Genomic DNA, 11,969 nt, shown 5'->3' on the forward strand with positions numbered 1-11,969 from the left:
CCGGCTAGGAGATCAGCAGCAGCTGATGTCCTGAAGAGACGGTCGCACCGGCGGTCGCGTTGATGCCGCCGATCACGCCGTCCTTGTGGGCCTGCAGGGGCTGCTCCATCTTCATCGCCTCGAGCACGACGACCAGGTCGCCCTTGACGACGTGCTGGCCCTCCTCGACGGCGATCTTGACCACAGTGGCCTGCATGGGCGACTTCACGGCGTCTCCCGAAGCGCCTGCCGACACCGACGTGGCGTGGCTGCGCCTGGACGGCGGTACGGCGGCCGGACGGCCGGAGACGCCTGAGGCGACGGCCACGCGATCGGGCAGGCTGACCTCGAGGCGCTTGCCTGCGACCTCGACGACCACCGTGTGGCGGCTCTCGGCGGGTGCCGGAGCATCCAGCTCGCCGTCCCATGCCGGGATGTCATTGTCGAACTCGGTCTCGATCCAGCGCGTGAAGATGCCGAACGTGCCGTTCTCCGCGGTGAAGGCGGCATCGCGCACGACCTTGCGGTGGAACGGGAGCACGGTCGGCAGGCCTGCGACCTCGAACTCGTCGAGAGCACGGCGGGCGCGCTCGAGCGCCTCGGCGCGGTCCCGGCCCGTGACGATGATCTTCGCCAGCAGCGAGTCGAAGGCGCCGGAGACGGCATCGCCGGCCGTGACACCGGAATCCAGGCGGATGCCCGGCCCGCCGAAGGTCTTGAACACGTGGATCGGACCGGGCTGCGGGAGGAAGCCGCGACCGGGGTCTTCACCGTTGATGCGGAATTCGAACGAGTGACCGTTCGGCGTCGGGTCGTCGTAGTCGATGGTCCCGCCGGCGGCGATGCGGAACTGTTCGCGCACCAGATCGATCCCGGTGACCTCCTCGGAGACCGGGTGCTCGACCTGCAGTCGCGTGTTCACCTCGAGGAAGGAGACGGTGCCGTCGGCACCGATGAGGAACTCGCACGTGCCGGCGCCGACGTAGCCGACCTCGCGCAGGATCGCCTTGGAGGACTCGTACAGCTGGCGGTTCTGCTCCGCGGTGAGGAACGGCGCCGGTGCCTCTTCGACGAGCTTCTGGTGGCGGCGCTGCAGCGAGCAGTCGCGGGTGGAGATGACGACGACGTTGCCCTCGGCATCCGCCAGGCACTGCGTCTCGACGTGGCGGGGCTTATCGAGGTACTTCTCCACGAAGCACTCGCCGCGTCCGAACGCGGCCACCGCTTCACGGGTCGCCGATTCGAAGAGCTCGGCGACCTCGTCGAGCTCACGCGCGACCTTGAGGCCTCGTCCACCGCCGCCGTAGGCGGCCTTGATGGCGATCGGCAGGCCGTGCTCCTTCGCGAAGGCGACGACCTCGTCCGCGCTCTCGACCGGGCCCGGCGTGCCGGGGGCGAGGGGGGCGCCGACCTTCTCGGCGACGTGGCGCGCGGTGACCTTGTCTCCGAGCGCTTCGATCGCCTCGGGCGACGGTCCGATCCAGATCATGCCCGCACCGATCACGGCGCGGGCGAATTCGGCGTTCTCGGCCAGGAAGCCGTAGCCGGGGTGGACGGCGTCGGCGCCGGCGCGGCGCGCGACGGAGAGGATCTTGTCGATCTGGAGGTAGGTGGTGGCGCTGGTGTCGCCGTCGAGGGAGTACGCCTCGTCCGCGAGGCGGGTGTGCAGAGCATCCCGATCCTGGTCGGCGTAGACGGCGACGGAGCCGATTCCCGAGTCACGGGCGGCGCGGATGATGCGTACGGCGATCTCGCCGCGGTTCGCGATGAGGACCTTGGCGATATCAGGCATGAATGTCAGCCTAGCGAGATCGACGTCGATACTTTTGACGACTCTCCACAAGAAACACGCAAGAACGTGGCGGGATCCCTACGACCACAGATCCGTCCAGGTCACGCCGAGCTCACCGGCCAGTCGGCGGATGGTCGACAGGGACATGCCGACGACCGTGGACGGGTCGCCGTCGACGCGCGTGATGAACGCACCGCCGAGGCTGTCGATGGTGAAGGCACCCGCCACGTGCAGCGGTTCACCGGTCGCGACGTAGGCCGCGATCTCCTCGTCGGATATGTCGTCGGCGAAGGTGACGGATGCCTCCGCGATCGCGGTGGCCTCACGCGCAACGGCGCCGGGGGAGACGCGGAACACCGAATGCCCCGAGTGGAGCACTCCGGTCGCACCGCGCATCTCGTGCCAGCGGCGCGTCGCCTCCTGCGCAGTGTAGGGCTTGCCGTACACGCGACCGTCGAGTTCGAACATCGAATCGCCGCCGATCACGAGTCCGTCGAAGTCCGGTTGCTCCACCGCGATCCGATGCGCGACGTCTGCCGCTTTGGCGCGTGCGAGCAGCAGTACGAGCTCCGCCGACGGCAGCGGCGCACCCCGCTCGGCCGCCGCCTCGGCGGCCACGGCCTCCTCATCCGTCTGCGGGGCGAGCGTGAGCGGTTCGATACCGACCTGACGCAGCAGCATGAGGCGGGCGGGAGAGGTGGAGGCCAGGCATACGCGCATGTCCATCACCGTATCCTGGAGGGATGACTTCTTCAGCGGGCCAGACGCTCGACCTCGACATCACCGGTATCGCGCACGGTGGCACCTTCATCGCCCGTCACGAAGGTCGCGTGGTGTTCGTCTCGGACGCCGTTCCCGGTGAGCGCGTGCGCGCCCGCGTGACCGACGGCGCGAAGTCGTCGTTCTGGCGGGCGGAGACGCTCGAGGTGCTCGAGGAGTCGCCTCATCGTCGGCCGCACGTGTGGAAGGAAGCCGACATCTCACGCGATCCCGCCGATCGCGCGGGCGGCGCGGATCTCGGCCACATCGACCTCGCGCATCAGCGCACCCTCAAGCGTCAGGTGCTCACCGAGGCGCTCGACAAGTTCGCGGGATCCGGCCTGGAAGCCCCGGAGATCGCGGCGATCGACGACGGCGACGGCACCGGCTGGCGCACGCGCGTCTCGCTGCACGTGGACGCGGACGGTGTGGTCGGCCCGTTCGCCGCGCGAAGCCATCGCGTGATCCCGGTGCAGTCGCACCCGCTCGCCAGACGCCGCGTCGCGGCCGAGGCGCTCTCGCTGAAGAACGCGAAGCCCGGTCGCATCGATCTGGTCCAGGATTCGGACGGCAAGGTGCATGTCATCCGTCGCCCGGAGAGGGGCAGGCGCCAGCCGTCCGAGGTCATCAGGGAGCAGGTGGGGGAGCGCACGTTCCGAGTGGATGTGGACGGCTTCTGGCAGGTGCACGCCCGCGCGGCCGACACGCTCGACACCGCCGTGCGCTCCGTCCTCGAAGGACGCGTCGACCCGGCCAAGACCCACCTCGACCTGTACGGTGGGGTCGGTCTGTTCGCCGCCTCACTGGCGGAGCTCGGAGCCACCGACCTCGTGACGGTGGAATCGAGCAGTCGTGCCACCGAGCACGCGAAGCACAACCTCGACCCGTTCGACGTCGCCGCCGTCACCTCCCGGGTCGATCGCTATCTGGAGGGCCTCCCGTCCGACACCAGGACCGGAGCCGTCGTGCTCGACCCGCCGCGCGCCGGCGCCGGACGCGCTGTCGTCGAGGGCGTGCATGCGCTGAGCCCCGATGCGGTCGTCTACGTCGCGTGCGATCCGGTGGCTCTGGCCCGCGACCTCGGCACGTTCCGCGGTCTCGGCTGGAATGTGGAGTCGCTGCAGGGGTACGACCTGTTCCCGAACTCGCACCATTTCGAGGTCATCGCGCTGCTCAGCCGGTGAGCTCTCAGCAGATCGATAGGGTGGAGCCATGAGCAGGGTCGCCCTCATCGATGATCACGAGTCCGTCCGCCTCGGGCTCGAGCTCGCGTGCGAGCGCGACGGCGAGCAGACGGTCGTCTTCTCCGGCAGCACCGTCGGGTCTTATCTGGCATGGCGTGCCTCCACGGTCTCCGCCCCTGCCGACGTCGTGGTGCTCGATCTGACTCTCGGCGACGGCACGACGGTCACCGAGAACGTGAGGGCTCTGGTCTCCGACGGTGCCAGCGTCGTGATCCACAGCGTCGCCGACCGGCCGGCCGCCGTGCGCGAGGCGCTCGCCGCGGGTGCCGCAGGCGTGGTGAGCAAGTCCTCCGCGCTGGACGACGTGCTCGACGCGATCCGCACCGTCGCACGCGGCGACGCGCTCAACAACGTCGAATGGGCCAGTGCGGTGGAGGGCGATCGCGAGTTCGCAGACGCGCAGCTGTCGGTGCGCGAGCGCGAGGTCCTCCGCCTGTACGCCGCCGGACTCCCTCTGAAGGTCGTCGCGGAGCGCCTCGGAGTCGCCTATTCGACAGCCAAGGAGAACATCACCCGCGTGCGCGTGAAGTACGTCGAGGTCGGTCGGCCCGCGCCGACCAAGGTCGACCTGCTCCGCCGCGCGATGGAGGACGGAATCGTGGCGGCCGACGGGGCCTCCAATGCCGGCTGACACCGTCCTCAAGGACGCCTGGAGCCGGATCCCATCGCTGGGCGCCGCGGAGACGGCCTTCGAGCGCTTCACCGGCAAGCGGATGGAGCGCATCCTCGCCACGGTCGTGGCGATCGGCTCGGCCGTGCTGGGGACGCAGGCGATGTTCGCGGCGATCGGCGCCATGGCCTCAGGGACCTCCGCCATCCACGTCACACTGCTCGTGATCGTCTACGTTCCGCTGATCGCGATGCTCGTCGCGTGCGTGATCGGTCGCGGGGTGCGTCTGGCTTCGGGATCGTTCGCCGTCGTCTATCTCGTCGCGCTCGCCAGCTGGCCTCTCACCGTGGGCGCGAGCGATCATCGCTCCGTCAACCAGCCCTGGATCTTCTTCCTCGTCAACGTCGGCGTCGCGGCGGCCATGCTCGCCTTCCCGGTGCGGATCCAGATGGTCTGGGCCGTGTGCGTTCCGGTCGTCTACGGGTACGTGCGTCTCGTCGAGGGGGAGTTCACCGGCTCGTTCTGGACGCAGACCGCGTTCGATGTCTCGTTCACTCTGATCCTGGGAGTCGTCATCCTGTCTCTGGGGTGGATGTTCCGGTCGGTCGCCGCGGGGGTCGACGACGCCCGAGGGCGTGCAGTGGCGTCCTATGCGGGTGCCGCGGCAGCGGCGGCCGCCGAGGAGGAGCGCGTCGCGATGGCGGCGCTCATGCACGACAGCGTGCTCGCGGCGCTGATCGCCGCCGAACGCGCCGACACCGAGCGCGCGCGCGATCTGGCCGTGGCGATGGCGCGCGAGGCGCTGACGCGGCTTGCGAACACCGAGGCGGCCGTGGCGCAGGAGGGCAGCGACGAGCCGGTCGGCACCGCGCAGATCGTGATCGAGCTGCGGCGTGCGCTCTCCGAACTCGGTGCGGACGCGATCGTCGAGGAGCGCGGGGGATCGGGTCTCATCCCCGGCCGTGTCGCGCGCGCCCTGGTCCTCGCCGCCCGTCAGGCGATAGGGAACGCGGTCACGCACGCGCACGGACGCGGACTGCATCTCGTCGTGGAGGGCTACGGCGACGACGGCCTCACGGTCACGGTCATGGACACAGGGGGCGGATTCGACATGGACGCCATCGGCGAGGACAGGCTCGGCATCCGCGCGTCGATCGTCGCCCGGATGGCCGGTGTCGCCGGCACGGCCACGATCGATTCCGACGGCGATGGCACCACTGTGGTGCTGGGATGGAGGCGCGAATGAACCGCTCCGTCCGCAGCGTCGCCACATCGCTCGCGATCGGGTTCGCCGTGTACTTCGCGGCGCGCGCCGTGTGGTGGACGGTGCAGCCGACCGCCCCGCTGCTGATGGTCGCGGCGATCCTGCTGTATCTCGTCGTCGTGGTGACGACGGTGCTGCTCGAGGCGCCGTCAGGACCCCAGCTGCCTCGGTGGTGGGGTGCGGTCGCCGTCATCGTCGCCGCGGTGATCCCGGTGATGGCCAGCGAATCGCTGAGTCATCTGCACCGGACCGCCCCGTTCGCGACCTGGTACATCGGCGCGCTCGGCCTGCTCGCTGTGGTGTGCATCGTCCGGCGTCGATCGATCGCGGGCTGGTTGGTGATCGCCGCGCTCACGGTCTCGTCCGCCGTGTGCATCGGTCCTTTCGTCGCGCTGGAGCTGGGACTCGTCGGATCGATCATGTGGACGGTGGTGGCGCAGCTGCTGGTGCTGTTCTGGGATCGTGCCGTGCACGACACCGAGCATCTGGCCGACATCCAGCAGGCGGTCTCGGCATGGCACGCGACTCAGCTCGTGCGCCAGCGCGAGCGCCGCGTCCGCGTGAAGTACGCACTAGCGGTCGCGGGGCCGGTCCTGACCAGGACGGTCGCCGCGCGCGGCATGCTGACGGACGAGGAACGACTGGAGGCGCGGCTCGCCGAGGGGCGCCTGCGCGACGAGCTGCGGGGCGCGAGTCTTCTGAACGATGCGGTGCGCGATGCGATCCAGCAGGCGCGGTTGCGCGGAGCCGCGGTCACCGTGTTCGACGAAGGCGGCCTCGACGAGCTCGACGAGGATCGCCGTACGGAGATCCGTGACGAGCTCGCCCGCGTGCTCCGCAGCGCCAAGGCCGGTCGCGTGATCATCCGTGCCGCGCGTGACCCGCAGACCGCGGTGACCGTGGTGGGCCGATCGGGTTCCGGCGACTCCTCCGACGAGGATTCTGTCGGGTTGTGGCACGAGATCCCGCGAGAACCGGCGACGGATGCCGCGCGCGCCAGTGGCGGCGAATGAGTTGAGATGGGCGAGGGGCGGCGAAGCCGCCCGCCCCTCGCCAGGTGCGATGCAGTTACCCGAAAACTGACCGCAGATGGTCGATCACCGTCTGCCTACCCTGGGGCAAAGAGACCGACCGAACGCGAAGCGTTGATCTAATTCTGCTGTGACGCGCGAAGGTTGTCTGTAGGTATTTTGGGGGACACGGATCCGGCCCGCTCACGCGACCCGTGACACCTAGCCCGAGAAGCGTCCCCAGGGGATGTCGCGACGCAGTGGCGTGCGCAGTGGACGCTGCGTGCGCCGCCATGCCGATATGCGCGGCTCCGCGGCGACAGCATCCGCCAGCTCCGTGCTGTACGCATCGCTGACCACCGCGACGAGGGCGGCGAGCTCTTCCTCGTCGGCGGTGCCGCGGACGATCCGCACGTCGGCCGATGGCTGTTCCGGCGCGGTCACAGCGGGATGTTCCCGTGCTTCTTCGGCGGGAGCTCGCTGCGCTTGCCGCGCAGCGAGCGCAGCGCCTTCGCGATCGAGACGCGCGTGTTCGCCGGTTCGATGATGCCGTCGATCTCACCGCGCTCTGCCGCGAGGAAAGGAGACGTGACGCTGTAGGTGTACTCGTTGGCGAGGCGGGTACGCACGGCGGAGACGTCTTCGCCGGCCTCCTCGGCCCTCTTGATCTCGCCGCGGTACAGGATGTTCACGGCGCCCTGGCCACCCATGACGGCGATCTCAGCGGTGGGCCATGCGAGATTGACGTCGGCGCCGAGCTGCTTGGACCCCATCACGATGTACGCGCCGCCGTAGGCCTTGCGCAGGATGACCGTGACCAGCGGCACGGTGGCCTCGGCGTAGGCGTAGATGAGCTTCGCGCCACGACGGATCACACCCGTCCACTCCTGGTCGGTGCCGGGCAGGTATCCTGGCACGTCGACGAGGGTGACGATCGGGATCGAGAACGCGTCGCAGAAGCGCACGAAGCGACTGGCCTTCTCGCCGGCTTCGATGTTCAGCGTTCCCGCCATCTGCGACGGCTGGTTGGCGATGATGCCGACCGAGCGTCCTTCTACGCGGCCGAAGCCGATGACGATGTTCGGGGCGAACAGCGGCTGCACCTCGAGGAAGTCGTCGTCGATGACGTGGTCGATGACTGTGTGGATGTCGTAGGGCTGGTTGGCGGAGTCGGGGATGATCGTGTTCAGCGTGCGATCGGCATCCGTGGTCTCCCACTCGAAGTCGCTCTCGTACCCGGGGATCTCGGCCATGTTGTTGTCCGGCAGGAAGCCGAGCAGGGTGCGGGCGTAGTCGATCGCATCGTCCTCGTCCTCCGCGAGGTAGTGCGCGACGCCGGAGCGTGTGTTGTGCGTGAGCGCACCGCCGAGCTCCTCCATGCCCACGTCCTCGCCGGTGACGGTCTTGATGACGTCGGGTCCGGTGACGAACATCTGGCTGGTCTTGTCGACCATGATGACGAAGTCGGTGAGGGCAGGGCCGTACACGGCGCCGCCGGCGGCCGGGCCCATGATGATCGAGATCTGCGGGATGACGCCGGACGAGCGGGTGTTCAGGCGGAAGATCTCGCCGTACTTGCTGAGGGCGAGCACACCCTCCTGGATGCGGGCGCCACCGGAGTCGAGGATGCCGATGACGGGGATGCCGCCCTGCAGGGCGTACTCCATGATCTTGATGATCTTGTCGCCCGACACCTCGCCGAGCGAGCCGCCGAACGTGGTGAAGTCCTGGGAGTAGACCGCGACCGTGCGGCCATGGATGGTGCCGATGCCGGTGACGACGGAGTCGCCGTACGGGCGGTTGCGGTCCATGCCGAACGCCGTGGTGCGGTGGCGCACGTACTCGTCGAACTCGACGAAGCTGCCCGGATCGACGAGCAGTTCGATGCGCTCGCGGGCGGTCATCTTGCCCTTGGCGTGCTGCTTCTCCTTCGCCGTCTTCTCGGCGTCGACCACTGCTTCGCTGTAGCGCGCGCGGAGGTCGGCGATCTTGCCGGCGGTCGTGGAGAGGTCAGGGGTGTCCGTCACGGATTCCACACTAGCGGCGGCGGGCGGGCGGACGTTGGATGCTCGCCACAACGGGTCGGCAGATCCTTTGGCAAGACCCGCCGGTCGCGACGCGATCAGTGGCGCGTCGGCGAGGATCAGGCCGATCGTCGTTCGGGCGACAGCGACACGAGAAGGCGGTGAAGATGCCCGGACCCGTCCAACAGGGCGAGGCTGCGACGGGTCAGGTCGGAGAGGCGTCGGTGAAGCAGACCCCGGGCATCAGATGTCAGCCCGTGCGTGCGCAGCTGCTCCAGCACGCGAGCGATCGGCGGAAGCGGGTACCCGCCGGCGCGGAGAGCCGCCACGACCCTCGCCTCGGTGATCGCGCGTGCACGATACGTCCGCGCCCGTGAACGGTCTGCACGATCCGGCTCGATGAGGCCTTCGGACTCCCAGTGCCGCAACGCCGAGCTGCGGACGCCGAGCGCCTCGGCCAGCTCGCCGATCGTCATGGCGTCGCGTTCCTCGAACACGCCGGCGCCGTCCGCCACGACCGCGTCCAGACCGCGCAGCGCCTCCCGCACGCGTGCGCGATCCCGGGCGATGCCGGCGTGGAGCTCGTCCACGTGTTCGGCGGCCTCGTCGATCGGGCAGCTCAGCAGCATCGGCATCAGCCGGCGGGCCTGCACCGGTCCGATGGCTGATGCCAGGGCGCGGTACGCGTGCAGGGCGATGATGTGGGCGTGGTGGTAGCGGCGGTAGCCGTTCGATCCTCGAGCGGCCGGAGGGATGACGCCCATGCGCTCGAGGTCGCGCACTTGCTGCGTCGAGTAACCGACATCGCGCGCCACCTCGACGGTGGTGAGGATCGTGCCTTGAGGGTTCTGCACCCGACAACCCTTGCATATCGCTGCCAGGTCCACATAAGCGCTTGAACCTCAGGATTGAGATATGCAGATGAAGCAGATTGTGGAGACCGTTCGACGCTTCGACGGTGCACTCGTCGTGACGCCGGACCCCGGAGGCGCGATGCCCGAGCTGTCGTGGGGCGACGCGTTCTTCTACTACGCACCGGACGGCGTCATGCCAGAGCGCACGCAGCCCTCCGCGACAGTGGTCACGAAGGACTATCCCGACGACGGCGGCTCGCATCTCGACGCGCCACGGCGGTTCCGCGTCAACATCAACGTGGGACGCGATCGCGCGTCGACGCTGGTCGTGCGCGACGCGACGCCCGCGGATGCCGACGTGTTCTTCCCGCATCCGCTCTATGGCGCAGCCGGATGGGTGTCGGTGGTGAATCCGGGGCCGCTCACCGCGGATGCGGTCGTGGAACTCCTGCACGACGCGCATCGTGCCGCGCACATCAGAGCTGACCGTCGTGCCGGCTGACCGGCTCTCACCGCAGTCGCTGTCGGAATCGGACCGACGAACAGTCGCCCTGTGGGCGGCGGACTGCGCGGAGCATGTGCTGGCATTGTTCGAGGTGGAGGCGCCCGACGATGCCCGTCCGAGGGATGCGATCGCCCGCACACGTGCCTTCGCCCGTGGCGAGCTCAGCGCCGCTGAAGAGATCCGCCGGCGTTTCGTGGCGGGCCGTGCCGCGCACGCCGTCACCGGAGAAGCGGCGGTGGCCGCCGCCCGTGCCGCCGCGCAGGCATCGGGGGTGGCCCACATGGGGGCTCATGCGCTCGGCGCCGCAGCCTACGCCGCGAAGGCGGCGGGCGCGGCGGGGGCAGGGCAGGATGCGATCGGTGACGAGATCCGCTGGCAGCTCGCGAGCCTGTCCGAGCGCGCGAGGATCGCGTTGCGGCGACTTCCTCGTCTCGGCGAGGACACCGCCGGACCGCTCGGCGCCGGGCTGCTGTCGTCCGGCGTCCTCGGCACGACCATCCGAACCATTCAGGCGCAACTCGAGTGACCGGTCGGTGAGCGTCACACCACGAACCGCCAGACGTACTCGAGCCCGTCCGCGGGACGGAACCAGGCGACCGTGACCACGGCGTCGTCGTCGGTGCCGGATGCGCACAGGCACAGCTCGATCTCCTCGGACGGCAGCACTTGGCCCCACAGCTGCGTGCGCTCGGGCGCGTCACCGCTGTCGCGGAACACCCGCACGAAGTCGGCTGCATCGCGCCCGTCGTTGATGACGACGGGATGCGACGCGTCTGCACGTATCACCCGCCACGGCACGCGGTATGCAGGCGGAGGGGGCAGCTCGTTCGGATCGACGGGTCTCAACATGACCGTCACGGTAGGAGCGGCATCCGACGTGCGAGGCGCCCCGGGAGGGCGGACCAGAAGAACGGGGGAGAAGCGTCAGGAACCGGAATCTGTGGAGTGCGAGTCGCCTGCGTCGAGTTCCTTGCGCTTCAGGTGAGTGAGTTCCCCGACCCGGTGTCCCACCCACCCAGCCCCGCGCGCGACAGTGCCTGCAGCACCGGCGACGGCGGACCCGGCGTAGCGGGCGCCTCGCAGCACCCTGGTCTCGATCTTCTCGGCGCCTGTGACCGGTTCGAGCTCAGCAGGAAGCACGGCCGGAGCAACACCGAACGCACGGCGCGACGTCGTGAGCACGCGCCTGCCGAGCAGATGGTTGCCCGCACCGCCGACGGCGGCCCCGACGCCGAACGGCAGCGCCTTGCCGAGGAACGACGCGCCGCCTGCCGCCGCGAAGTGCTTGACGAACATCGTCTTGAGCCGATCGACGACCGGTCCCACCGCTGCGCGCGGGAGCGACTTGGTCACGAGTTCGCCCCAGTAGGACGAACGACTCGCCCCGCGGCCGGTGACCTGCTTGGCGAGCTGGCCTACCAGGTCGACACCTTCCTTGCCGAGCATCAGCGTCATCACCAGCGCCCGCGCCCGATCGGGATTCTCGATCGCGATGCCGTGGACCTCGGCGAGAGACTGGGCGAACAGCGCGGTCGACTCGACGAACCCGATGGTCTCCACGCCGGACAGCGCCAGGGTGATCCCGGTGCCGATCCCCGGGACGACCGCGGTCGCGCCGACGGCAGCGCCACCGGTGGTCACCGCGGCGAGATAGCGACGTTCGAGGATGCGCACGAGCTGGTCGGGTGTGGCCTGCGGGTTGCGCAGGCGGATGCTGCGGATGTGCGCCAGCACGAGCGGGCGCTGGATCGCGAGCACCCGGTCGAGGCCGCGTACGGCAGTCGGGTGCTCGGCCGAGCCCACAGGAGGGATCCCCGTGTCCCAGGCGGAGTCGTCGGGGAGGGAATGGATCTTATGCACCTTCTCAGCCACAGCACGATCCTAGATACGCAGGCAGGGAGAACGCAGAGAGCCGCACCCTGCATCAG

The 11,969-nt window shown here is 69.3% G+C and carries 13 protein-coding genes; 6 read left to right on the forward strand and 7 right to left on the reverse strand.

What is annotated here, in order from left to right:
- Nucleotides 1-4 precede the first annotated feature (4 nt).
- Together ACNPNP_RS19430 and ACNPNP_RS19435 are read right to left on the reverse strand one after the other, a co-directional pair.
- Nucleotides 5-1,771, reverse strand: coding sequence for an acetyl/propionyl/methylcrotonyl-CoA carboxylase subunit alpha (locus ACNPNP_RS19430; RefSeq protein WP_448967675.1), 1,767 nt, complete (start codon nucleotides 1,769-1,771; stop codon nucleotides 5-7).
- Between the two features lie 78 nt (nucleotides 1,772-1,849).
- Nucleotides 1,850-2,491 (reverse strand): Maf family protein, encoded by a 642-nt coding sequence (locus ACNPNP_RS19435; protein WP_448967806.1) that lies wholly within the window; start codon nucleotides 2,489-2,491, stop codon nucleotides 1,850-1,852.
- A 23-nt stretch (nucleotides 2,492-2,514) separates the two neighbouring features.
- Here ACNPNP_RS19435 and ACNPNP_RS19440 point away from each other — a divergent pair, with 23 nt between their 5' ends.
- The 4 genes from ACNPNP_RS19440 to ACNPNP_RS19455 are packed head-to-tail and all read left to right on the forward strand — an operon-like array spanning nucleotide 2,515 to nucleotide 6,661.
- Nucleotides 2,515-3,714 carry a class I SAM-dependent RNA methyltransferase gene (locus ACNPNP_RS19440; RefSeq protein ID WP_448967676.1) on the forward strand — a complete coding sequence of 400 codons (1,200 nt, stop codon included), beginning with the start codon at nucleotides 2,515-2,517 and terminating at the stop codon, nucleotides 3,712-3,714.
- Between the two features lie 28 nt (nucleotides 3,715-3,742).
- Complete coding sequence (locus ACNPNP_RS19445) at nucleotides 3,743-4,405, forward strand: response regulator (protein WP_448967677.1); 663 nt, start codon at nucleotides 3,743-3,745, stop codon at nucleotides 4,403-4,405.
- A complete protein-coding gene (locus tag ACNPNP_RS19450) occupies nucleotides 4,395-5,630 on the forward strand; it encodes a sensor histidine kinase (RefSeq protein ID WP_448967678.1) in 1,236 nt (411 codons plus the stop codon). The genes ACNPNP_RS19445 and ACNPNP_RS19450 overlap by 11 nt, the downstream gene beginning before the upstream one ends.
- On the forward strand, nucleotides 5,627-6,661 hold the full coding sequence (locus ACNPNP_RS19455) for a hypothetical protein (protein ID WP_448967679.1): 1,035 nt from the start codon (nucleotides 5,627-5,629) through the stop codon (nucleotides 6,659-6,661). Before ACNPNP_RS19450 ends, ACNPNP_RS19455 begins: the two co-directional genes overlap by 4 nt.
- A gap of 219 nt (nucleotides 6,662-6,880) precedes the next feature.
- On the opposite strand, the gene ACNPNP_RS19460 is transcribed toward ACNPNP_RS19455, so the two are convergent.
- The 3 genes from ACNPNP_RS19460 to ACNPNP_RS19470 form a co-directional block, all read right to left on the reverse strand.
- On the reverse strand, nucleotides 6,881-7,102 hold the full coding sequence (locus ACNPNP_RS19460; protein WP_448967680.1) for an acyl-CoA carboxylase subunit epsilon: 222 nt from the start codon (nucleotides 7,100-7,102) through the stop codon (nucleotides 6,881-6,883).
- Nucleotides 7,099-8,694: an acyl-CoA carboxylase subunit beta gene (locus tag ACNPNP_RS19465; protein ID WP_448967807.1), complete on the reverse strand. Its 1,596-nt coding sequence runs from the start codon at nucleotides 8,692-8,694 to the stop codon at nucleotides 7,099-7,101. The genes ACNPNP_RS19460 and ACNPNP_RS19465 overlap by 4 nt, the downstream gene beginning before the upstream one ends.
- 107 nt (nucleotides 8,695-8,801) lie before the next feature.
- Nucleotides 8,802-9,536 carry a MerR family transcriptional regulator gene (locus tag ACNPNP_RS19470; RefSeq protein WP_448967681.1) on the reverse strand — a complete coding sequence of 245 codons (735 nt, stop codon included), beginning with the start codon at nucleotides 9,534-9,536 and terminating at the stop codon, nucleotides 8,802-8,804.
- Nucleotides 9,537-9,597: 61 nt separating this feature from the next.
- On the opposite strand from ACNPNP_RS19470, the gene ACNPNP_RS19475 reads away from it, so the two are divergent.
- Entirely contained in the window at nucleotides 9,598-10,038 is a 441-nt protein-coding gene (locus tag ACNPNP_RS19475; RefSeq protein ID WP_448967682.1) for a DUF6194 family protein, read from the forward strand.
- The gene (locus ACNPNP_RS19480; RefSeq protein ID WP_448967683.1) at nucleotides 10,001-10,567 is read left to right on the forward strand and encodes a putative immunity protein; all 567 of its coding nucleotides are present in this window, start codon (nucleotides 10,001-10,003) and stop codon (nucleotides 10,565-10,567) included. Before ACNPNP_RS19475 ends, ACNPNP_RS19480 begins: the two co-directional genes overlap by 38 nt.
- A 14-nt stretch (nucleotides 10,568-10,581) precedes the next feature.
- Here the strand turns inward: ACNPNP_RS19480 and ACNPNP_RS19485 are convergent, their stop codons facing one another.
- Both ACNPNP_RS19485 and ACNPNP_RS19490 read right to left on the reverse strand, forming a co-directional pair.
- Nucleotides 10,582-10,890: a hypothetical protein gene (locus ACNPNP_RS19485; RefSeq protein WP_448967684.1), complete on the reverse strand. Its 309-nt coding sequence runs from the start codon at nucleotides 10,888-10,890 to the stop codon at nucleotides 10,582-10,584.
- Between the two features lie 75 nt (nucleotides 10,891-10,965).
- Nucleotides 10,966-11,913: a hypothetical protein gene (locus tag ACNPNP_RS19490; protein ID WP_448967685.1), complete on the reverse strand. Its 948-nt coding sequence runs from the start codon at nucleotides 11,911-11,913 to the stop codon at nucleotides 10,966-10,968.
- Between the last annotated feature and the right edge of the window lie 56 nt (nucleotides 11,914-11,969).

Source organism: Microbacterium xerophyticum, assembly GCF_053543555.1.

Excerpts from the sequence above, each read along its gene's own strand:
- ACNPNP_RS19430 (WP_448967675.1), bottom strand. The coding sequence starts at position 1,771 with ATGCCTGATATCGCCAAGGTCCTCATCGCGAACCGCGGCGAGATCGCC.
- ACNPNP_RS19435 (WP_448967806.1), bottom strand. The coding sequence starts at position 2,491 with ATGCGCGTATGCCTGGCCTCCACCTCTCCCGCCCGCCTCATGCTGCTG.
- ACNPNP_RS19440 (WP_448967676.1), top strand. The coding sequence starts at position 2,515 with ATGACTTCTTCAGCGGGCCAGACGCTCGACCTCGACATCACCGGTATC.
- ACNPNP_RS19445 (WP_448967677.1), top strand. The coding sequence starts at position 3,743 with ATGAGCAGGGTCGCCCTCATCGATGATCACGAGTCCGTCCGCCTCGGG.
- ACNPNP_RS19450 (WP_448967678.1), top strand. The coding sequence starts at position 4,395 with ATGCCGGCTGACACCGTCCTCAAGGACGCCTGGAGCCGGATCCCATCG.
- ACNPNP_RS19455 (WP_448967679.1), top strand. The coding sequence starts at position 5,627 with ATGAACCGCTCCGTCCGCAGCGTCGCCACATCGCTCGCGATCGGGTTC.
- ACNPNP_RS19475 (WP_448967682.1), top strand. The coding sequence starts at position 9,598 with ATGCAGATGAAGCAGATTGTGGAGACCGTTCGACGCTTCGACGGTGCA.
- ACNPNP_RS19485 (WP_448967684.1), bottom strand. The coding sequence starts at position 10,890 with ATGTTGAGACCCGTCGATCCGAACGAGCTGCCCCCTCCGCCTGCATAC.